This window comes from Vibrio sp. QJM3NY_27 (genome assembly GCF_057785955.1).
Genome location: NZ_CM173511.1, coordinates 1255443 through 1277805 on the forward strand (window position 1 = coordinate 1255443; position 22363 = coordinate 1277805).

Consider the following 22363-nt stretch of genomic DNA (forward strand, 5'->3'; position numbering starts at 1 on the left):
CATGAAAATACTTAAAGTGGCCGCTGGACTGTCGTGTTTGGCTTTACTTACGGCTTGTGAAGATAAACAAGTTGTAGAAGTGAATAACACACCCTTGGTTAAAGCTATCGAGATTTCAGTCATCGACTTTAGCGACAAACTCTATTTCCCTGCGGTTGCAAACGCTGCCGAGAAGGCTCATCTCAGCTTTCGAGTCGCTGGTGAAATCAATAAGCTTGATGTGAAAGAAGGTGAGCGTGTTTCACAAGGAGACATCATTGCAGAGCTTGACCCGACCGATTATCAACTGGATGTCGACAATGCTCAGGCACGTTACACGGTAATTAACAGCCAATACAGACGTTCAAGTCCGCTAGTGAAGAAAGGTTTATTGGCGAAGTCACAGTTTGATGAAATTGCTGCTCAACGCCAGATCGCTTATGCCGAGCTGGAACTCGCAAAACTGCGCTTGTCGTTCACTAAGCTTCGTGCCCCTGTTGATGGGATCATTTCTCGTGTCAGTGTCGATCAATATGAAAATATTCAGGTAGGCCAACAAGTGGTAAATATCCACAGTGTCGAAGATGTTGAGGTTGTTATTCAGCTGCCTGACCAAATCTACGTCAACCAACCGAGTGAACAACTGTTATCGAACGTTGAGGCTCTGGTTAGAGTGCCAAGTGGTAATGAATACTCTGCAGGTATTAAGGAGTTCACCACTGAACCTGACCCAAGCACGGGCACGTTCACGGTTACGCTTGCTCTACCTATGCCGGAAGATGATTTGATTCTGGATGGTATGGCCGTTGAGGTGACGTCAAATGGGCGAGATATCGGCTTGGAGTTAAAAGCTGGGGTACTTATCCCAATCGAAGCTGTGTTTAATGCGGATGGCGATGATTTAACGCGTCAGAACTCTTATGTATGGGTGCTTAATGACAACAGTACCGTCTCGAAACAGCAAGTCGTATTAGGAAAAGCAAATCAGAAAACATTGCAGGTCATGAAAGGATTGGAAATGGGGCAGCATGTCGTTGTTGCAGGCATATCGCGATTGCGAGATGGGATGACAGTGGAAGTATTGTCTCAGGAGACGAACAATGAGTGAAGTAAATAACAAGCCCCAAAATGACGATCAACAAGGTGATGATCAGATCACAGGTGTTGCTTCTTACTTTATACGTAACAAAGTCATTAGCTGGATGCTATCTCTGATCTTTCTTATTGGTGGTGTCTCTGCCTTTTTCGGCTTGGGTCGTTTAGAAGATCCTGCCTTTACCATCAAAGATGCGATGGTTGTGACCTCTTACCCAGGGGCCACACCTCAACAAGTCGAAGAAGAAGTTACTTACCCACTAGAAAAAGCGATTCAGCAACTTACCTATGTGGACGAAGTGAACTCTATCTCTAGCCGCGGCCTATCACAGGTAACGGTGACGATGAAGAACAACTACGGCCCAGATGATCTTCCGCAAATATGGGATGAACTTCGCCGAAAAGTGAATGATCTCAAGGTTGAACTGCCACCCGGCGTCAATGATCCTCAAGTCATCGATGACTTCGGTGACGTTTACGGTATTTTGCTAGCGGTGACGGGGGATGGCTATAGCTACAAAGAGTTGCTGGATTACATTGATTACCTAAGGCGAGAGCTAGAGTTGGTTGATGGGGTCAGTAAAGTCTCCGTTTCAGGCCAACAACAAGAGCAAGTGTTCATTGAGATATCGATGAAACGGATAAGCTCTCTGGGTCTGTCTCCAAGCACGGTATTTAACCTTTTATCGACTCAAAATATTGTATCCAGTGCAGGAGCGGTAAGGATTGGTGATGAATATATTCGAATCCATCCAACGGGTGAGTTCCAAAACGTTGAACAGCTTGGTGATTTGATTCTTACGGAAGGTGGTGCTCAAGGGCTTATCTATCTAAAAGATGTGGCGAATGTAACTCGTGGTTACGTTGAGGTACCGAGTAACATCATTGGTTATAACGGCGAACTCGCGCTTAACCTGGGTGTCTCTTTTGCGCAAGGCGTGAACGTGGTCGCAGTGGGTGAAGACTTTGATCGAAGACTCGCCGAGCTTAAATATCAACAACCCGTCGGTATCGACATCTCCGAGGTTTATAACCAACCTAAAGAGGTGAACAAGTCGGTAAGCGGATTTGTAGTGAGTTTAGGACAGGCGGTTGCGATCGTAATCGTGGTGTTACTGTTCTTCATGGGAGTACGATCGGGTCTGTTGATTGGTTTGATACTGCTATTGACCGTATTCGGCACCTTTATTTTCATGCAGTACTTCAAAATCGATCTTCAACGTATTTCACTGGGCGCGTTGGTTATTGCCTTAGGGATGCTGGTGGATAATGCCATTGTGGTGGTGGAGGGGATATTGATCGGCACGCAGAAGGGGCGAACCCGGATGCAGGCCGCCACTGATATCGTGACCCAAACCAAATGGCCACTGCTTGGCGCAACGGTGATTGCGGTCACCGCGTTTGCTCCAATAGGTTTGTCTGAAGATTCAACGGGCGAATACTGTGGCACCTTGTTTACGGTGCTATTGATTTCACTGATGCTGAGTTGGTTTACCGCCATCTCGATCACGCCGTTTTTTGCCGATATCTTCTTCAGAGGACAGAAAGTTGATCCCGATAACGAAGGTAAAGACCCATACAACGGGATGGTTTTTGTTATCTATAAAAACTTCCTTGAGTTCTGTATGAAACGCGCGTGGCTAACCATGATCGTTCTGGTGATTGGTTTAGGTGCGAGTGTGTACGGTTTTGGCTTTGTGAAACAAGCATTCTTCCCATCTTCAACTACTCCGATGTTCCAAGTGGATGTTTGGATGCCGGAAGGTACGGATATTCGAGCAACTAATACCAAGTTGAGAGTGCTTGAGAGTTGGTTGTCGGAACAAAGTGAAGTTGAACATATCACGACCACGGCCGGTAAAGGTCTGCAGCGTTTCATGTTGACCTACTCACCCGAGAAGAGTTATAGCGCGTATGGCGAAATCACGGTTCGTGTGAAAGATTATCAGGTGCTTGAGGGGCTGATGCGTCGCTTCCGTGAACACGTTGACAGTCAGTTCCCAGAAATTGATTACAAACTTAAGCAAATTGAATTAGGTCCTGGTGGCGGTGCGAAAATTGAGGCTCGAATCGTCGGTTCAGATCCAACCGTGCTACGTTCAATCGCAGCTCAAGTTATGGACATCATGCGTGCCGATGACGGAGCGTTTAACGTTCGTCATGATTGGCGTGAAAGAACTAAGGTCTTAGAGCCTCAGTTCAATGAAAGCCAAGCGCGTCGTTATGGTATTACCAAGTCTGACGTTGATGATTTCCTAGCGATGTCTTTCTCTGGTAAGTCGATTGGTGTGTATCGTGATGGTACTACGCTGATGCCTATTGTGGCTCGTTTACCTGAAGATGAGCGAATTGATATTCGCAACATCGAAGGTATGAAGATTTGGAGCCCGGCATTAAGTGAATACATTCCGTTGCAGCAAGTGACGCTTGGCTACGAATTGGAATGGGAAGATCCACTTATCATCCGTAAGAACCGTAAGCGCATGCTGACGGTAATGGCCGACAACGACCTATTGGGTGAAGAAACGGCTTCGACGTTACAGAAACGCTTACAGCCACAAATAGAAGCGATTGAGATGCCACCGGGTTATTCACTTGAGTGGGGCGGTGAATATGAGTCATCTGCTGATGCACAAGCGTCACTGTTTACCACTATGCCGATGGGTTACCTGTTCATGTTCTTGATTACCGTGTTCTTGTTCAACTCGGTCAAAGAGCCGCTGATTGTTTGGCTAACGGTTCCATTAGCGCTAATCGGGGTAACGACAGGCTTGTTAGCCTTGAATACACCATTTGGCTTTATGGCATTGCTAGGCTTCTTGAGTTTATCCGGGATGCTACTTAAGAACGGTATCGTATTACTTGATCAAATTGAGATTGAAATGAAATCAGGTAAAGACCCTTATGTTGCGGTAGTTGATGCAGCATTGAGTCGTGTTCGCCCAGTATGTATGGCAGCGATTACAACGATTCTAGGTATGATCCCGTTACTGCCTGATATCTTCTTCAAGCCGATGGCGGTAACCATCATGTTTGGTTTAGGCTTTGCAACGGTACTGACTCTTATTGTTGTCCCAGTGCTGTATCGTCTATTCCATAAAATTCAAGTCTCGTAAGACGAGAGAGTCTTTGAATTAATGCCCCTGTTTAGGGGCATTATCATTTCTGAGTGATTTAAAATAGGTAGTAATAACATGGAAAAAAACACTGAAGATAGAACGTGTGCATGGGCGCTTAAACATGAGCTAGAAAGGGAGTACCACGATGCAGAGTGGGGCGTGCCTGTTTATGATGACCAAGTTCTGTTTGAGTTCATTACTTTAGAAGGCGCTCAGGCGGGTCTGAGTTGGATTACGATCCTTAAAAAGCGCGAAGGCTATCGTGCTGCGTTTGATAACTATGATCTCAACAAGCTTGCAGCGATGAACGAAGACAACGTGCCTCATATCATTGAAACCTTCGACGTGGTTAAGCATAAGGGCAAGATCGCCTCTGTATACGGTAATGCTCGAGCAACGCTTGAACTCCAGAAAGAGTTTGGCTCTTTATCAAATGCTTTATGGCAATTTGTCGATAACAAGGTGATAGAGAACAACTGGACTGAGATGTCTCAAGTTCCCGCTTCTACCGAGCAATCTAAAGCTATGAGTAAGTTTTTGAAGAAGAGAGGCTTTAAGTTTGTAGGGGAAACAATCTGTTACGCGTTTATGCAAGCGACAGGTATGGTTAATGATCATCTAGAAGGTTGTCCACACAAATAAAAGCGTTATTTCTCGTCGCGAAATAATTGCGTGAGAATTGGAAAATTTACTGGTCATTTGTAAACTATTCAATATCATATGCGACCGAATTCAAACCTAGAAGACGATAGTGAAACAACAAATCTACCAAATATGTGATGCTAGTTATGATCCCTTGCTTAGGCAGTTTGTGCGTGAAGATGGCCACGTAGAAACTATTGCGCCGTTAGAAGGTAAGGTGTTTCTATTCTTGCTTGAAAATGCTGGCGAGTGCATCGAGCGAGGTCTGATATTTGATAGGTGTTGGGGCAATGTAATTGTTTCAGAGCAAGCGCTGACTAACGTTATCTCAAAGATTCGAAAAACACTGTCTAGGGTAACTTGTGGTTGCGCGACGATTCGTACCGTTAGTAAGACGGGGTATTCTCTTGAAATCGACGAGTTGAGCCGGTCCACAGTAACTGAAGAGGTGCCTTCTCAAGCGAGTAAAGAAGTCTACGAACTCGGTGTCTCGCTTGCCGATTCTACGTTGAAGCAAAACGTACCTTTGTCCCAAGAAATGTCCCAAGAAATAACCCAAGACCCGTTAACAATAAATGAAGTCTTGATTGATGCAGATTCTGCGAAAGTTGTTTCTTCCGAGCTACCTAATGACTCACATCTAGACCAGAGTGCAGTTAAGCAAGAACAGGCAAATGTCGTGTCTAATAGACACCTAGCTAACGCCGGTTATTTGCTCGCTTTGGTTTGTGTCGCAGTAACGGCATTTAACCTTTTCCAAGCCTACTATACGCCTCTGCCTTATTTTATTGATAAAGCGGAATATCGTGACAGTTACACCGACAATACCAACCACTACTTCTTCCATATTGCTCATAATGACTCCTATTCGTTGCCTGCGGTTACTCAAAAGCTTACAGCGGTGATACCGAGCCACTGTAACGTTGATGTATTTGTCCGCATTTACCCATCAGTCGACCAACCCGAAGATGACGCGTTATACATGTTGATTCAAAGGAAAGATGGTGAGGTTCTGAATTATAGTGCTTCGGTTTTCAATGTAGAGTCGTCTTTTGATTCCTTTGCTCAGTATATGAAGAAGAGGAGTTACTTTTGCGACTAATTGGTTTACTCATTTTGATGGTAATTGCTGCGGCAAGTTTTTTGCCAGAACAGAACGTATTAGCGGGCACTCGATGGCATTGTAAAACGATTAAAACTGATTTTTTATCTCAGGCATTCCAACCATATCAATCGCTTTATGAGCGTATAAGCCTTACTTTTCAATCTGACCATACCTTTAGCATGAGAGAGTTTGTGACGATTACAGAGCAAGACGGTAAGGAGAGTACTATGGAAAATCTGTATTTCGGGCACTATGAGCTTGATGGGAATAATTTGTCGATGAGCATTATAGATGTGAGAACGGCGACCCCTTTCCATGATCCAATTATTAACAATGAATATAGTGAGTATAAAGGGGTGACGATTGATTACGCTATTGCAGTTAAGGATCAGTCTTTGTACTTGTTCAATGAACACCGCTCTGAAATTTTCAATTGGGCGTGCTTTGACGTTCAGTAGCTTTTTAAAGCGATGTGTCTAATGCGCTAACCTAAAAAAGGCAGGAATATCCTGCCTTTTTGGTCTGAGTCTGCTAACGCTTTAAATTAAACGAGCGCGTTGTAACGCTCCAATCCTGCCTCTAGGTCCGCAATCAGATCGTCAACGTCTTCTAAGCCGATATGAACACGTACCAAGGTTCCAGCGAAGTTAGGGTTCGCTACTGTTCTTAGGCTATCAAAGCTGTTCGGTTCGTTCGCTAGAATTAAGCTTTCAAAGCCACCCCATGAGTAACCCATACTGAAGTGCGTCATACCATCAAGCAGCGCTGTGGTTGCTTTTGTATTCGAGTTCTTCAGCACGAAAGAGAACAAGCCATTACCACCAGTGAAATCTCGTTTGAAGAATTCATGGCCTGGGCAAGACTCAAGGGCAGGGTGACGAACATGATCAACCTCAGGTCGAGTCTCCAACCATTTTGCGACTTTCAAGCTGCTCTCTGCATGTTGGCGTAGTCGAACGTCAAGAGTACGGATACCACGAAGGGCAAGGTAAGCGTCATCTGGTGATACACATTGCCCCATCAAATAGCTCTGTTCTCTTAGTTGATCCCAACACTTCTCGTTGGCAACAGCCGTACCTAACATCACATCAGAGTGACCAACAATGTATTTGGTCGCAGCTTGAATCGAGATATCAACGCCAAAATCAAACGGTGAGAAGTTCACACCAGCAGCCCATGTGTTATCGAGCATCACGATGATGTCGTGTTCATGAGCAATACGCGCTAGCGTTGGAATGTCTTGCACTTCCATGGTGACTGACCCAGGAGATTCGGTAAACAGCACCTTAGTGTTTGGCTTAATAAGGTCTTGGATGCCTTCACCGATCGTTGGCTCGTAGTAGGTCGTCTCTACACCCATCTTCTTCATGATGGTGTCACAGAAATCACGCGTCGGTTCGTAGCAGGTGTCGACCATCAGAATATGATCGCCTGTTTCTACAAAAGAAAGAATGGCATTTGAAATGGCCGCAGTACCACAAGGGTAAAGTGCACAGCCTGCGCCGCCCTCGACTTCAACCATGGCATCTTGGAAAGCGAAGTGAGTGTTGGTTCCACGGCGTCCGTAAAAAAGCGTTTTATTAGCGCGATTAATCGTAGCTTTACGCTTTTCTTCTACTGAGTTGAACACGACAGTAGAAGCGCGCTGTACTGGTGGGTTAACGACACCATTGGTCCACTTCTTATCACGACCTGCAGTGATCAGTTTAGTGGTTTTGTTCTCGGACATGCTGTGAATTCCTTATCAATCGGTTATGTCCTATTTAAAACATGCCAATAGCATTCAAAGCAAGAGCAGAGGGGGAGTTTTTATGCTTTTCTTTCGCTTTTTAACCTTTCACGTCGTTTATCGTGAAAGGTCAAAAATCTGATAAGCAGAGAGATATGAGTCGCAGTGGGTCCATTGATTGGATTACAGCAGTGGATTGAACAAATAGAACAATCGTTCGAAGAAGCGGTTACGTAAATTTCTCTGCTCCCATTGCTCCAATTCCACTGGATGAGATGATTCAATATAGGATTGCTGCAAATCAAACAGTTGCTTGGTGAAGTGGACGTCATCAACGGCTAGCGTCACTTCGAAGTTTAGCCAAAGGCTACGCATGTCGATATTGACCGTTCCGATTAAGCAAAACTCTTCATCAATCACTACCGATTTGGTGTGAAGAAGGCCACCGTAAAACTCGTAAATCTTAACGCCAGCTTCAAGTAACTCTGTATAGAAAGCGCGAGAAGCCCATTTAACCATCAATGAATCGTTGTTGTGTGGAATGATCAGTTCGACGTTTACGCCCCTTTGCGCTGTCATTTTCAGCGTTTCTAACAAGTCGGCACTCGGTACAAAATAAGGCGTAGTGATGCGCACAGAACGATTGGCTTGATTGATGGCAATAGTCAGAACTTGTAGGATCAAATATTCCGGCATACCAGGACCAGACGGAACGACCTGAACCGGATGGTGCGTCATTATTTCTTCAATCGGGCATTCAGGTAAATCAGGAAGAATGCGCTCGCCTGTTTCTACTTCCCAATCCCAACCATGAATGGCCGAAAGCACGTTAACGGTTGGCCCAGTGACTCGAACCATTACGTCGATCCATTGACCAACGCCTGAACTCTGCTTGAAATGCGCCGGATCCACCATGTTCATTGAACCGGTATAGGCGATGGATTCATCAATCACGATGATCTTACGGTGTTGTCTTAGATCTAGGCGACGTAAGAAAATACGCCATGGGCTTACTTCTAATGCTTGAACAACTTGTACACCAGCGTCTTTCATCATTGAACGCCAATGGCTTTTGAAAAAGCGTGGACTACCTGCTGAATCGAGTAAAACCTTAACATCGACGCCACGTTTGGCCGCTCGAATCAGTGCTGAGGCTACGGAGTCGGTTAGGCCACCAGGATGCCAAATGTAGAAAACCATTTTGATACTGGTTTGTGCGTTTTCTATATCTTCGATAATTGCGTGCAGGATCTCATTGGGTGAAGCTTGCAGTGAAAGTGTGTTTCCACTAAGTGCAGGAATACCCATTCGATTATTACAAAGCTCATCAATCTTGTGGATTGGGGAGCCAACTTTACCTGGAAGGTGAACCTGACAATCATTTAATTGGCGGAACCAATCACCGAACGGAGTAAACATGCGATGTGCGCGCTCAGCCCGCTTTCTACCTAGGTTTAGCTCGCCGAAAAGGAAGTAACAGGCCACGCCAACAATCGGGATAATATAGATAACCATCAACCACGCGAGAGAAACGCTGACAGAGCGTCGTTTTAGTACGACACGAAAGGTCACACCGGCGACGAGAACCCAGTACAAAGCAACGGAAGCTAAAGTTAAAAAATGGTAGAGCTTTTCCACATTGAATACTCGAAAAAAGAGACACTTAGATAGTAATGCTATTTTGAGGATATGGGAATTTAAGGAATCAACTATTTACAAAATAGAGCAAAAGCTGTAAACAGGTTATAGTTGTTAAGTTTTGGTTAACTTAAGACGAAAACGATTGTTTTGTATAAAAAGACGGCATTTAACCATAAAAATTTACATTGGTAACGAAATATGTACGGTTCGGACTTCCAATTTTATTCTTAAACTGGTTTACTTGCCATACAACGAGCGTCAATCAAATCTTTTAAGTGTGTAAATTTTTTTATACACCTTATCTTTTAAAGACGCCACCCAAAGCAAAACACAACATCACACAACACAAAAGTTTGGAGTACACGTGGCTACTAGTAATACAACCACAACACCCCGCGATACCTGGGGTTCGAAGTTAGGATTCGTAATGGCTGCAGCAGGTTCTGCTGTTGGTCTAGGTAACATTTGGAAATTCCCTTACACAGCAGGCGAAAGTGGCGGCGGTGCATTCGTTGCAATTTACCTGTTTTTTGTAATTTTCATCGGTTTCAGTGTCATGCTGACTGAATTTGCGATTGGCCGTCATACGCAAAAATCAGCGGTAGGTGCATTTAAATCGACTGACCGTCGTTGGACGTTCGCTGGTGTTATCGGCGTAGTCAGTGGCCTACTTATCATGGGTTTCTACCCTGTAGTAGGTGGCTGGTCTATCGCATACATCGGTAAAATTGCTGGTGGTCTACTAGACGCACCTGAAGCAATTGGTGACAGCTTCGGTGGCTTTATCTCAAACCCAGTTCAACCACTTATGTGGATGGGCCTATACCTACTACTTAACGTCGTCATCGTTATGAAGGGTATTTCTGGTGGTATTGAGAAAGCGGGTAAGATTCTGATGCCACTTCTTTTCATCATCCTTATCGTGGTATCAATCAAAGGCCTAATGCTTCCGGGCGCGATGGCTGGTCTTGAATTCCTATTCAGCCCTGATTTCTCTAAAGTAGACAGCGGTGTAATTCTAGCTGCACTAGGTCAAGCATTCTTCTCACTATCTCTTGGTATGGGTTGTATGTTGACTTACGGTTCTTACCTTAAGAAGAAAGAGAACCTAGTTCAAACTACAGCTATGGTTACGGCGATGGATACAGGCGTTGCTATCCTAGCTGGTGTAGCTATGTTCCCTGCAATGTTCGCATTCGGCATGGAGCCTGCCGCGGGTCCTGGTCTAGTATTCGTTGTTGTTCCTCAGCTATTCGCTGAAATGGGCGGCGTAGTTGGACTGCTATTTGCTCTAATGTTCTTCGTTGGTCTAAGTGTTGCGGCACTGACTTCTTCAGTATCTCTACTTGAAGTTGTGGTTTCTTACCTAATCGATGAGAAAGGCATGAAGCGTGTGACTGCAGTACTGTCTGCAAGTGTAGTAATGGCGATTCTATGTATCTTCGCTTCTTTATCACTTGGCGGCTTCGGTCCAACACTGTTTGGTACTGGTGCATTCGATATCTTCGACTTACTAACGGATAAAATCTTCCTAGCAGTTGGCGGTATGTTGGTATGTATCTTCGCTGGTTGGAGACTAAACCGTGCTGACCTAGAGAAAGAAATCACTAACGACGGTGAAGTATCTTTCCCACTATTCGGCCTATGGTACACACTTGTTAAGTACATCATCCCAGTAGCTATCGCTATCGTAGCGTTCATGGGTATCTCTTCTGGCTTCGATAGCGGTAAAGGTGCAATCATGCTACTAGGTATTGGTATTATTGCTGGCTCTGCGGTCATCTCTAAGAAGTTATAGTTCTAAGAAGCTACAGCTCTTAGAAACCATAGCTCTTAGTAGCTACAATCGCGAGTTAAAGTAAGTTAAGAAACGGGAGCCATTGGCTCCCGTTTTTTATGCTACTAACTTAATTATCAAAGAAAAATAAATACTTAAAGTTATTGGTCTGGTAGCCGATATAATGAAAAGTAATAGCTGATTGAGCTGTATTTTATTTAAGTAGGTGTTGTGTGAAATTGTCAGTTAGGAAGAAGTTGTACGCTGGGTTTGGCTCTATATTGGCGGTGCTTGTCACGTTAGTCGGTATTGTATGGATAGAAGTCATTGGAGCTCACAAGAGCGCTGATGAAATTAGAATGGATGATGTACCGGGAACGGTGACCTACCTTGTATTGATAGATGAAGCCGGGGATGTTTATCGCGATGCACTTGGTGCGATAACTCAGGCCGATAATGCGCTTAATGATTATCGAACCAACAAGAATGAATTTGCTCAGGCTATTAAAGAAGCAAAACGTTTAGAGAGTCGAGGTTCAGAAGACCATCGCCGCATTGAGCGAATTGAAGACCTGATGGGGCGCTTTACTCAAGAGTTTGAATCTAAGCTTGTACCTATGATCAACGATGAGTCTGCTCTGTTATCGAATATCCAGCAGCTTCGCTCCTTATATGAGAGCAATCTAATCCCGGTTGAAAACTTACTGGACCAAGCGTCTGCAAGTGAGCGTGCCGATACAGAACAATCGCTGCTTGTATTAACCGATTCGTTTACCACCATCGAACGTACCATCATGGTGTTGTCTGCCATTGCGATTGTGTTTGGTTGTGTGATTGCGTATGTATTGTCTAGCTCTATTACTAACCGTCTAACTCGTGTTGAACAAGTTGCGCGACGCGTGGCAAATGGCGACCTTACCGCTGGAGATATTGTTGATAATTCTGGCGATGAACTGGCCGATCTTGCTACGTCGATTAACCAGATGCAGAAATCTTTGGTCAACCTATTAGGTTCAATTTCTTCTGTGACGAACCAAGTTCAATCGGTGACAGGTGAGCTATCATCAATCAGTCAAGACATCGTTTCTGGTGCCTCTGCACAAGCTGATAAAGCTAACCTGATTGCGACTGCCGCAGAAGAGCTAAGCTTGACCATTTCTGAAGTCGCGCAACAAGGTACTTCTACTTATGAAGAAGCGCGTCGCTCAGAAACGTCAGCAGAAGATGGCCGTAACGTGATTGTTGAAATGGTGGCAAGTATCCAACAAGTGTCGACTCAAATGAGCGACATGTCGGTACAAATGAATACGCTAGGTTCACATGGCGAACAGATTGGCAGTGTTATTAAGGTAATCGAAGACATCGCTGGACAAACCAACCTACTGGCGCTGAATGCTGCGATTGAAGCGGCACGTGCTGGTGAGTTTGGACGTGGCTTTGCGGTGGTTGCAGATGAAGTACGAGCACTGGCAGAGAGAACGACCAAAGCGACTCAAGAAGTGTCTGGTATCATTCAGTCGATTCAATCTGGTACGCAAGAAGCGGTGACTTACACTCAAGATAACTGTCGTTTAGTTGAGATTGGTGTAGAGCAAAGCTCTGGCGCAGTTTCGGCGCTAGAAGCGATTGTAAGTGGTGCTGGCAATGTACAAAGCATGGTCAACTCTATCGCTACTGCGGCAGAAGAACAGACAGCTGTGACCAAAGAAATTGCAGCGGATATTACGGCGATCAGTGATATTTCTGAGCAGTCTTTGCAATTGGCGACTCGCAGCTCTGAAAATACTTCAGGCTTGAACGCTAAGGTTGCCGAGCTAGAAGCATTGGTGGGTAAGTTCAAACTTGCTTAGTGTGTGTGGCTTTGTTCTATTTGCCGAATGCTAATCGAGTAAAGACCAAGCACTGATCGCTACTTGCTGAAAAGAAGCCCAATGATTCAATATTTATTTATTTATTTATTTATTTATTGAGTGAGTTGGGCTTTTTCGTAGCTGGAATCTGGATTCAGACACGGTATACTCCACGTTCTACAATGGAGCTAGCCTTTAAATGTTCGACATTCTTCTGAACCACTCTGATTTTTTACTCATAAACAAACATCCTGGCGTCAGCGTCCATAAAGACGATGGCGATACCATGTTGTTGCAAGAAGTTGCTAAGGCAATCAACGAGCCGAAGTTATATCTCGTTCACCGCCTCGATAAAATGACCTCAGGTATTCTGCTGTTAGCAAAAAATGCTTCGGCAGCAAGTGAGCTTTCACAGCTGTTCGCAAAGCGTGAAGTCGAGAAGTACTACCTTGCGATTGGTTCGAAGAAGCCGAAGAAAAAGCAGGGGCTGATTTCAGGAGATATGGAGCGTTCACGACGCTCGAGCTGGAAGTTACTGACAAGCAAAGAAAACCCAGCGATTACCCAGTTTTTATCTGCAACGGCTGAACCCGGTGAGCGTCTATTTTTATGTAAACCCTATACGGGGCGAACTCACCAGATCCGTGTTGCGATGAAGTCGATCGGCTCAGCCATTGTTGGTGACCCTATTTATAATCCATCGCGTGAGGCGGACAGAGGTTATCTGCATGCCTTCGCGATTCGATTTACCTATCAATCACAAGCCTACGAATATGTCTGCGATCCAAGAAGCCTAAACTCCTTGGGTGAGAAGTGGCATCAAGAGATCGTGTCTAATGGTTTAGACAACTGGCTTGAACCTTGGTCATTAACTTGGCCAAAGCTAAACACTAAGTGAGTGAAATAATGGAAGCATCAGCTTTACCTCTGTTTTTTAGTCATATTGAACAGCAACTTAATGAAGTGCCGAATGAACTACGCCGTATTTTTCACGGTCGCGGTAAGTTTTGGCCAGGCCTAGATCAACTAACATGTGATTGGGTTGATGGGCAGTTATTGGTTAACGTATTCAAAGAAGTAGATGACGAGTTCTTATCATCTCTTAAAGCAGGACTGGTCGATCTCACCAATAAAGATATCTGGCAAGTAAAGCAGGGCACCAGTATTGTTCTGCAACATCGTTATGCCGATGGTGCGCCGTCAGAGGTTTTATGGGGTGAACTTAATGACTCACCCATCGTGGTTGAGCACGGTCTTAAGTACCAACTAGACATTGGCCGTAACCAGAACTTTGGTTTGTTCCTCGACATGCGTAATGGTCGCCAGTGGGTACAAGACAATGCTAAGGATAAGAATGTCCTTAACCTGTTCGCATACACTTGTGGTTTCTCAGTCGCGGCTATCGCTGGTGGTGCTCGCCAATGCATGAACGTGGATATGTCACGTGGCTCGCTAAACAAAGGCCGTGATAACCACCGTTTGAATGATCACGACATGCGCTCGGTTAACTTCCTTGGCTACGATATCTTTAAGTCGTGGGGAAAAATCAAAAAGGGTGGCCCTTACGAGTTGGTTATCATCGACCCGCCTTCGTTCCAAAAAGGCAGCTTTGCTTTAACTAAAGATTACAAAAAGATCTTGCGTCGCTTGCCTGATCTTCTAACAGAAGGCGGAGAAGTGATTGCTTGTGTTAACTCACCAGCAGTATCGCCAAACTTCCTAATTGAGACGATGGCAGAAGAAGCGCCTAGTGTTGAGTTTATCGAACGTTTAGACAACCCACCTGAGTTTGTCGATGTCGATCTTGATTCAAGTCTAAAGGTATTGAGATTTCAAATTAAAGCCTCTGCCGATGCTTAATTGAATTTCAGAATCAGCTAAAAAACGCCGCTCATATGAGCTAATGCCGATCGTTTAAGAAGACTTGAACGATCCTGCAGTTAGAAGATAATCCTCATCAACAATGTTGATGGGGATTTTTTATGCTTGAACAAGAATTAGCAATGGCACACGAGACCATTGAAGATGCCGATAATTATGAATCTGTCGTCGACGCTATTCAGATTGAGTGGATAGAACAAGCTCTTCTTGAAACAAATAAAGCGAGCATAAGACGACGCCGACTTCCCGCGCAGCAAGCTGTCTGGTTAGTTATTTGGATGGGGTTGCAACGCAACATGTCTATCAAAGAGGTATGCAGTTCATTAGACATTGCGCTTCAGCCTAAACCTGAAGATAGTTGGTCTCGTGTCGCACCTAGTGTCCTAACTGATTCACGTCGACGTCTAGATGAGAGCCCATTAGCAGCTCTATTTAACACAACGGTGAAGGCTTGGCACGGAGATATCCTTCAACAAGACAGAGACTTAGAACTTAATGTACTTGCTGTGGATGGAACAACATTTAGATGTCAAGATTCCACAGAGAACGCTGAAGAATTTGGGTTCATCTCTAAAAAATTGAAACCTTACCCTCAACTTCGTTTAGTCGCTTTGATGTCAACAGAAACACGAATGATTATGGGGGCGGCTTTTGATGGTTGTCATGTCGGTGAAACGACCTTAGCTAAGCGCCTATTCAATGATATCCCCGCACACTCATTGACCTTACTTGATCGTTGTTATTTCTCGGCAGACCTTTTGTTGTCGTGGCAAGAGAGTGCGGAAAATACTCACTGGTTAATGCCTGCAAAACGTAAACTACGCTATGAAGTGTTGGAGAAATATGCGGAAAACGACATGCTCATTTCAATGCCTATCTCTCCTCAAGCTCAACGGCAGAATCCGAATTTACCCGCACGTTGGGAAGCCAGATTAGTCCTATATCAAGAGCCAAAAGGTGAGATAAAAGGTTTTATTACTTCACTTACAGACCCTAGCAAATACTCGCTAGAAAGCCTGCTGCGTGTTTATTGGCAACGCTGGGAGATTGAAGAGGGTTATGGTGAAATTAAACAGACTCAACTGCAAAGTCACGTCACTTTACGAAGTCGTTTTTCTGCCGGTGTGAAGCAAGAGCTTTGGGGCGTATTACTTGCCTATAACTTAGTGCGATTAGAGATGGTTAAGATAGCTTCAGAAGCCGGGGTTCGAGCGACTAGGGTAAGCTTTACTGCTGCAATTAACCTTATAGATGCTCAGTTACGTTGGTTAGCTTTAAGTCCAGACGGAACCCTACCAGTCAAACTTAAAAGGATGAGAGAAAGTCTGAGTCACTTCATTCTTCCAGATAAAAGAAAGGACCGAACGTTTCCACGTTCAGTCCTCTTTGTTCCAGCCAAATATCCGTTTAGGTTCAAGCAGTAATGCTTATCCGAACGGCATTAGCTCATATGAGCGGCGTTTTTGTTTATGAGGAATGCAGAAATTCACACTAGTTGTTTTGATTCTTGAGTGTCTGAAACCCAAAATAAATACGCATGAACGTAGTTAGCCAACACGCAGCACCAAAGGTGTAGGCGATAACCGCAAAGTGTTGAGGCCAAATACAGAAAGCAATGAAACAAGTGATGGTTTCTGTGCCTTCGGTCAGTCCAGACATGTAATAGAGAGACTTATGTTTATAGACTGGGTTTTCAATCCCTCGCTTACCAGCCATAACCGCAAACGCTAAAAAGCTGCTGCCTGTGCCGATAAAAGAGAAAATCAAAAATGCACCGGCAATGGCGTTGTGTTCTGGGTTGGCGATAACAAAGCCAAAAGGGATTAACGAGTAGAAAAGAAAATCGAGGCTGATGTCGAGGAAACCGCCCGCATCACTAATGCCTTGGATTCGAGCTAAGGCTCCATCAAGCCCGTCACAAACCCTGTTAAATACAATAAACCCCAACGCCCATTCGTATTGTTGAAATGCCAATGCTGGAAACGCTAAACATCCAACCAGAAACCCAAACAGGGTGGTTTGGTTGGCTGTGATGCCGAATCTATTAAGTAGTTTGGCTGATTGATTTAATGGCCACTTAATGACCTTAATAGAGTACTTATCCAGCATGGTTACTTCTCCATGGCCAAGACAGAACTTTTGCCCCTTGAGGCACATCGGTTTGGTCGTGCGTCACCATTAATGTCGGAATATTCGCTTTAGTGAGTTGCTCAAATACCCAGTCGCGAAACTGGGCTCTGAGTTCTTGGTCGAGCTTACTAAACGGCTCATCAAGCAACGCCAATTTCGGTTTCGCCAATAGCATACGAGTTAAGCTAATTCTCGCTCGCTGGCCGCCAGATATTTGGTCGGGAAACGACTCAGCCAAGCGGGTCAGTTCAATGTCTTTTAATGCTTCCATTGCTTGTTGCTGGCGATCTGAACCCTTAACCGAGTTTGGTAACGAAAAGGCCAAGTTCTCCCATACTTTTAGGTGTGGAAACAACAAGTCGTCTTGAAACAGAATACCAACTTCACGCTGATGTGATGGGAGGTCGTCTAGTTGAATATCGTTCAAAATAACGGTGCCAGAGTATGAGAACTCGTCATTCAGGTGACCCGCGATGGCATCTAACAACGTCGATTTTCCGCAGCCGCTTGGCCCCATCAACGCCAATATTTGACCTGATTCTAATGTTACGTTTAGCGCTGAAAACAGCGATTCGCCACCGTTTTTATGGATGGCGAGGTCGTTGAGGTGCAGACTCATTAGTAAGAAAACCTTTAAAAGTAAGACGGCGATATCTAAGTTGAAGTCGGCTGACTAATATCGCTAAAGAGAAAAAGAACAGAGGCAACAAGGCCTGCCAAATGGCATAAATTGCGGTTACCCTGCGGTCGAAACCACTGGTTAGGGCAACGGCTTCTGTGGTGATGGTGCTAATACGACCAGCACCGAGCATCAATGTCGGCAAGTACTGAGCCAAACTCACACTGATCCCAACCGCCCAAGCGAAGGCGATGGCGGGCAGTAATATAGGCAGCTTGATCGAATACCAGCTTTGAAATGGCGATTTACCCAAGCTCAGTGAAGCTTTTATCAGCCCATCGTTGAAGCTTTTCCATGGGCCGTCCAAAGACAAGTACACAAATGGAAAGGCGAAGAAAACATGCGCCCAAATAACCCAAAGCTCATAGGCACTGCTGCCAATGTATAGGGTGGTGATTTGCATACCGAATAACACCGACAGTTGAGGTATCAACATTGGAATAGCGATAATAAAGCCTGGGACTTGCCACTTGTATTTGATTCTGTATTCGTGAGCAACCAGCGCAAGCAACAAAGCGATTGAAGCAGCAATAAGACCAATCCATAAGCTTTGACCAACGGTGCTCATGATGCCATCCCACTCGAACTCCCAGAAGCGTATGCTGTAGCGACTAGGCAGTAAATCAGGGAAGCGCCAGCGCTGCGCAAAACTCCAGATAATCATCAATGGAATGATCATCAGTGACAAAGCTGCAAGAGCTGTGAATACGGTTTTCCCCGGCAAGTTAACCCCTGTTCTGCCTGAATATTGCCAAGTTCGAAAGTACTTAAGAATTGCCCATTCAACTAAACGCGCCAAGGCGATGATCAACGAAGCCAAGCCAAACAAAACGATCGCACCAGCAGCAGCTCGTGGTAGTAGATTAAGATCTGGGTCGTTGAACCATTGCCATACCAAAACGGCAAAAGTCGGTGGGTTGGTTGGGCCAATGATCAGAGCGATGTCGACAACCGATACGCTATAGGCGAGCACAGCCAGTATTGGGAAGCGAAGCTTAGTAAACCATTGCGGGAAAATACACTTCCACCAGATCTGAGCGCGGCTGTAACCGAGTGATGCACTCACCTTAGTGATACGTTCTACATCGATTTGTTGAAGTATCGATATGCTCATCAGCAACAAGAAAGGAACTTCTTTGAGTGCGAGCATAATGATTAGGCCAAACGCGTAAGGATCTTTGATCAGCAAAGCCAATTCAGAGCTTGTAGCCGATTCACCAAGTAAGTGATGCACGGCTCTTGCGCCAAGCCCTGTTGGGCTAAACAGAAAAGCAAAGCCGATAGCGAAAGCCACATGCGGAATGGCAAGCATTGGCGATAGCGTTAGCTCAATCTTTCTCCAAAACTTGTTTCCCCAAGAAGCCTGAAGAATACAAAAGGTCAGGAAGCAGGCAATGTAGCTGCTGGCGACCGCTGAACCTAGGCTTAAGCCAATAGAGTGCCAAGCCCCTTCCCATTGAAAGACTTGGCTAAAGCCGTTGAGTGTTGGCTCATCTAAACCTAGGGGCGGGATGAAACTCAGTGACGAAGCTACGACTCCCGCTACCCCAGGAATGGTTGGGATAATGCACACAGCTATAACAACAAAATATAGAGCGCGAAGCATGGAGGTTAGTTACCGTATCGTTTAAGCCACTCTTTCTCGAGCGCGTTTTGCCAACTAGGATGCGGTTCATCAATAGATTTAAATTGCTGAGTATTTTTAGCGCTGCCGGTTAGGTACTTACTGCTCAATACAGAAGGGTCCCCCCAGACATTGAGGTCACCTTTGCGAGATTGTGCTTCTGGGCTCAACAAGAAGTTGATGGTCACTTGAGCACCCGCGGTTGCATTGGCATTCCAAGGAATCGCAAGGAAGTGAATGTTAGACAGAGCGCCGCTTTCTAACGCATAAGCCTTGGTGGTTTCCGCTAGTCGGCCACTTGATTGTGCTGAATATACAGAGTTTGGATTGAACGTAATCGCGAGGTCGAGCTGTCCGTCATCCAGAAGTTGAATGCTTTCAGATGTACCTGCAGGAAATTGCTTTCCGCCTCTCCATGCCACTTTATGGAATTTATCTAAGTAAGCCCACAGTGGTTCCGTAACTTCTTGGAAGGTATCTTCTGAAACGGGTTTAGCAAGCGCAGGACTGTTGTTTGTTAGCTCAATCAGTAGAGACTTAATGAAGCTCGTACCGTGAAACTCTGGTGGGCGCGGGTAGCTTAAGCGATTCGGGAAAGCCTGAGCGTAGCTCAACATCTCTGAAAACGATTGTGGCGGGTTGTGCAGTGTTTCTTGGTCGTGGATGAAGACAAGTTGCCCAACGCCCCAAGGTGCCTCTAAGCCTTCTGTCGGCTCCGAGAAATCGACATCGATCGGCAAAGACTTATCCACGTACTGCCAGTTTGGAAGTGTTTGAGTGAATGGTCCAAACAACAAGGCATTTTCTTTCATTGAACGGAAATTCTCGCCGTTAATCCAGACGATATCGACACTGCCTTCAGTGTTCTTTCCTGCCGCCTTTTCTGCGAGTAAGCGAGTGGTAGTTTCTGCAATATCGGTTACTTTCACATGTTTTAAGGTAACACCGTACTCACTTTGTAATTTCTTGCCCGCCCACTGTAGGTAACGATTGATTTCTTGGCTACCGCCCCAAGCGTGAAAGTAGACAGTCTGTCCCTCTGCCTGCTGTTCGATTTGGTTCCAGTTATTGGTTGATGTTGCTTCATCAGCATAAATGGTTGCGCTGTATGCAACGGTTGCCATGATTCCTAACGTACTTACTATCTTGTTCATAAACTTTTCCATTTGGTAGTGAACGGGTAAGAGCATTGTTATTTAGAACTCCCTACAGTTATTCTATCTGTTTCTGAAAAAAATTCTAATTCAACAGTAAATTCAATCAATTACTTGAGAACAAGCAGGGAGGGCGTGTTGGTCTTTTTTGGTTAAACTATGTTCGATATGCAATCGTCTCGAAAGCTCGACAGACTCTAGGCTCTTACCATCCTAGCAATAGACCGATAAACCAGTGAATTTATTGCATCTGAATGAGAGATATTTGAGGTTTATTGGAGGTTGGTACGAAAAGTAGGCGATGAGTGTTAATTTTGAAGGTGTTGTGAGGGTTAGCTGGCAATAAAAAAGGAGCCATGAAGGCTCCTTTAATCAATATCTATTTCGAGAACGGATTAGTTTACCCAATCACGAATTGTGTACGTTAGCGTGTGTACATCGTTTTTCAGTACTAGCGTATCGTTTGTTAGGGTTACGTCGCTCCACTCGCTTAGAGTAGCAGAAACCGACTGTTCGATTTCCATCGCAGAGCCGTGACACATTTTCATTGTCATGCCCATTTGCTTGATACGGAATTGACCGTCTTTCAGCTCGCCTTGACCGAAGAAGTTGTTACAACCAGCCATGCCGTTTGCAGTCATCTTTTCGCCGATCTCTAGACGAGGAGCTGCTTGGTCTTCGCTTTTCACAATGTCCTTGCCATCAATTTGCGCAAGTTCCCAATTATGGTGCTGTAGATCGGTTGGTGTTACTTGCATCGCGTTGTCACCTGTTGTTGTGCATGCTGCTAGCATCATAGGTAAAGCGGCTACTGCTAGTAATTTTTTTGAACTAAACTTCATATTATAAGGCTCCAAAGGAAAGAACGAAGTTACCGAATAAGTGTAACTTGATGGGTTCAAAGTATAGTTTACAAAACACTATATGTGTCAGTATAAGGTCATAGTTTAGTATGAATTTCACGAGCTAGGCGACAAGTTAATCGCTTATTTTTTAATTAGTAAGCTCGATTTTGATGTGTAAGGAGGCATGGTGGAGCAGTTAGAGTTTTTCCAGGTTCCAAGCCCTTGCGTTGGGGTTTGCTCAAGCGATGATAAAGGCTATTGCAATGGTTGTATGCGCAAAAGAGAAGAGCGCTTTAATTGGATGTCGATGACTCCGTCAGAACAATTGCACGTGATTAAGCTGTGTCGTCAGCGCTATCGGAGGAAGATAATGAAGCAAAAAAACTTGGTTGGTAAGTCGGTCGACGAAGAGGGAAATACAAGTCCCCAAAGAGATCTTTTCGGTTAAAGAGGAAGTATCAAGATTTTATTTAACTCCGAAGTAACTATTACTTTACATAATGGTTGGGGTGTAATATTAAGGTAGGTACCTTTGTACCAGAAGGAGTGATGTCGGTATGAATAAAAAGAACGTAAAACTCAAAAAAGAACCGGTTAAAGCACTGGATCGAAAAAACATTGGGGCGAAAAATGACCCTGAAGAGAGCCCGCGTGATTGGCATTCGATGTCAGAAGAAGAACGAATGGAAATCCTTTCTCACCTTTCAGACATGCCTTTTCAATAACATCACTGGTTCTTCAGAGTCTTTCTTAACCCCCTGTTTTCTTAAATAAACAGCTTTCTGAAATAAACATATTATTAAACAAACATGTGATTCGCTTTCGTTACACCACGATGGTATGTACAAAATGTATCATCGGCCTCGGTGGTTTTACTATGAATCTTAATGTTGGTTATCACTTCTACAGCCCCTGCATCGTAACAAGCTTGCTCTGCCTTTTTAACGATATCGAGTAATTGATTGAGCTCACCTTTCATTGTGGTTTCCATCGCACCAACTTGAAAAGGCACATCGGCTGCTTTCACAACTTCAATGGCTTTATCAACTACTTCGAAGTTGTTGCCTTCTTTAACGCGAGGGATCACTTGGAAGGCAACCATCACTTCTTTTT

General features: G+C 44.7%; 20 protein-coding genes. 12 read left to right on the forward strand and 8 right to left on the reverse strand.

What is annotated here, in order from left to right; all coding sequences use genetic code 11:
• Position 1 precedes the first annotated feature (1 nt).
• From AC3CIA_RS05755 to AC3CIA_RS05775, 5 genes are all read left to right on the forward strand, one after another.
• Positions 2 to 1087: an efflux RND transporter periplasmic adaptor subunit gene (locus AC3CIA_RS05755; protein ID WP_488518676.1), complete on the forward strand. Its 1086-nt coding sequence runs from the start codon at positions 2 to 4 to the stop codon at positions 1085 to 1087.
• On the forward strand, positions 1080 to 4190 hold the full coding sequence (locus AC3CIA_RS05760; RefSeq protein WP_054546640.1) for an efflux RND transporter permease subunit: 3111 nt from the start codon (positions 1080 to 1082) through the stop codon (positions 4188 to 4190). The genes AC3CIA_RS05755 and AC3CIA_RS05760 overlap by 8 nt, the downstream gene beginning before the upstream one ends.
• 78 nt (positions 4191 to 4268) lie before the next feature.
• Positions 4269 to 4835 carry a DNA-3-methyladenine glycosylase I gene (locus AC3CIA_RS05765; protein ID WP_054546639.1) on the forward strand — a complete coding sequence of 189 codons (567 nt, stop codon included), beginning with the start codon at positions 4269 to 4271 and terminating at the stop codon, positions 4833 to 4835.
• 109 nt (positions 4836 to 4944) lie between these two features.
• On the forward strand, positions 4945 to 5937 hold the full coding sequence (locus AC3CIA_RS05770) for a winged helix-turn-helix domain-containing protein (RefSeq protein WP_488518677.1): 993 nt from the start codon (positions 4945 to 4947) through the stop codon (positions 5935 to 5937).
• Positions 5928 to 6398 (forward strand): hypothetical protein, encoded by a 471-nt coding sequence (locus AC3CIA_RS05775; protein ID WP_054546637.1) that lies wholly within the window; start codon positions 5928 to 5930, stop codon positions 6396 to 6398. Before AC3CIA_RS05770 ends, AC3CIA_RS05775 begins: the two co-directional genes overlap by 10 nt.
• Positions 6399 to 6484: 86 nt before the next feature.
• Here the strand turns inward: AC3CIA_RS05775 and AC3CIA_RS05780 are convergent, their stop codons facing one another.
• On the reverse strand, positions 6485 to 7669 hold the full coding sequence (locus AC3CIA_RS05780; protein ID WP_017094405.1) for a cystathionine beta-lyase: 1185 nt from the start codon (positions 7667 to 7669) through the stop codon (positions 6485 to 6487).
• A gap of 183 nt (positions 7670 to 7852) precedes the next feature.
• Positions 7853 to 9307, reverse strand: a complete 1455-nt coding sequence (gene cls / locus AC3CIA_RS05785) for a cardiolipin synthase (RefSeq protein WP_004734615.1) — start codon at positions 9305 to 9307, stop codon at positions 7853 to 7855.
• A 367-nt stretch (positions 9308 to 9674) separates the two neighbouring features.
• Here cls and AC3CIA_RS05790 point away from each other — a divergent pair, with 367 nt between their 5' ends.
• The 5 genes from AC3CIA_RS05790 to AC3CIA_RS05810 all read left to right on the forward strand — a co-directional run bounded on the left by AC3CIA_RS05790 (position 9675) and on the right by AC3CIA_RS05810 (position 16242).
• Positions 9675 to 11108, forward strand: coding sequence for a sodium-dependent transporter (locus AC3CIA_RS05790; RefSeq protein ID WP_017093179.1), 1434 nt, complete (start codon positions 9675 to 9677; stop codon positions 11106 to 11108).
• A gap of 212 nt (positions 11109 to 11320) precedes the next feature.
• The gene (locus tag AC3CIA_RS05795) at positions 11321 to 12937 is read left to right on the forward strand and encodes a methyl-accepting chemotaxis protein (protein WP_054546635.1); all 1617 of its coding nucleotides are present in this window, start codon (positions 11321 to 11323) and stop codon (positions 12935 to 12937) included.
• Positions 12938 to 13136: 199 nt separating this feature from the next.
• On the forward strand, positions 13137 to 13835 hold the full coding sequence (locus AC3CIA_RS05800; RefSeq protein ID WP_171307767.1) for a TIGR01621 family pseudouridine synthase: 699 nt from the start codon (positions 13137 to 13139) through the stop codon (positions 13833 to 13835).
• Between the two features lie 8 nt (positions 13836 to 13843).
• Positions 13844 to 14797, forward strand: a complete 954-nt coding sequence (locus AC3CIA_RS05805) for a class I SAM-dependent methyltransferase (RefSeq protein ID WP_065205523.1) — start codon at positions 13844 to 13846, stop codon at positions 14795 to 14797.
• A 122-nt stretch (positions 14798 to 14919) separates the two neighbouring features.
• Positions 14920 to 16242, forward strand: a complete 1323-nt coding sequence (locus AC3CIA_RS05810; protein WP_488518169.1) for an IS4 family transposase — start codon at positions 14920 to 14922, stop codon at positions 16240 to 16242.
• Between the two features lie 67 nt (positions 16243 to 16309).
• Here AC3CIA_RS05810 and AC3CIA_RS05815 read toward each other — a convergent pair whose 3' ends face one another.
• From AC3CIA_RS05815 to AC3CIA_RS05835, 5 genes are all read right to left on the reverse strand, one after another.
• Positions 16310 to 16927 carry a CDP-alcohol phosphatidyltransferase family protein gene (locus tag AC3CIA_RS05815; RefSeq protein ID WP_171307766.1) on the reverse strand — a complete coding sequence of 206 codons (618 nt, stop codon included), beginning with the start codon at positions 16925 to 16927 and terminating at the stop codon, positions 16310 to 16312.
• Positions 16917 to 17567: an ATP-binding cassette domain-containing protein gene (locus AC3CIA_RS05820; RefSeq protein ID WP_054541029.1), complete on the reverse strand. Its 651-nt coding sequence runs from the start codon at positions 17565 to 17567 to the stop codon at positions 16917 to 16919. The genes AC3CIA_RS05815 and AC3CIA_RS05820 overlap by 11 nt, the downstream gene beginning before the upstream one ends.
• Positions 17533 to 19233 carry an ABC transporter permease gene (locus AC3CIA_RS05825; protein ID WP_488518678.1) on the reverse strand — a complete coding sequence of 567 codons (1701 nt, stop codon included), beginning with the start codon at positions 19231 to 19233 and terminating at the stop codon, positions 17533 to 17535. Before AC3CIA_RS05825 ends, AC3CIA_RS05820 begins: the two co-directional genes overlap by 35 nt.
• Before the next feature lie 5 nt (positions 19234 to 19238).
• The gene (locus AC3CIA_RS05830) at positions 19239 to 20405 is read right to left on the reverse strand and encodes an ABC transporter substrate-binding protein (RefSeq protein ID WP_065205520.1); all 1167 of its coding nucleotides are present in this window, start codon (positions 20403 to 20405) and stop codon (positions 19239 to 19241) included.
• Between the two features lie 395 nt (positions 20406 to 20800).
• Positions 20801 to 21247: an META domain-containing protein gene (locus tag AC3CIA_RS05835; RefSeq protein ID WP_004734625.1), complete on the reverse strand. Its 447-nt coding sequence runs from the start codon at positions 21245 to 21247 to the stop codon at positions 20801 to 20803.
• Positions 21248 to 21434: 187 nt separating this feature from the next.
• Here AC3CIA_RS05835 and AC3CIA_RS05840 point away from each other — a divergent pair, with 187 nt between their 5' ends.
• The gene (locus tag AC3CIA_RS05840) at positions 21435 to 21698 is read left to right on the forward strand and encodes a DUF1289 domain-containing protein (RefSeq protein WP_017079017.1); all 264 of its coding nucleotides are present in this window, start codon (positions 21435 to 21437) and stop codon (positions 21696 to 21698) included.
• Positions 21699 to 21807: 109 nt separating this feature from the next.
• A complete protein-coding gene (locus tag AC3CIA_RS05845; RefSeq protein ID WP_017079018.1) occupies positions 21808 to 21975 on the forward strand; it encodes a hypothetical protein in 168 nt (55 codons plus the stop codon).
• A gap of 74 nt (positions 21976 to 22049) precedes the next feature.
• On the opposite strand, the gene AC3CIA_RS05850 is transcribed toward AC3CIA_RS05845, so the two are convergent.
• A complete protein-coding gene (locus AC3CIA_RS05850) occupies positions 22050 to 22352 on the reverse strand; it encodes a thiamine-binding protein (RefSeq protein ID WP_017065764.1) in 303 nt (100 codons plus the stop codon).
• Between the last annotated feature and the right edge of the window lie 11 nt (positions 22353 to 22363).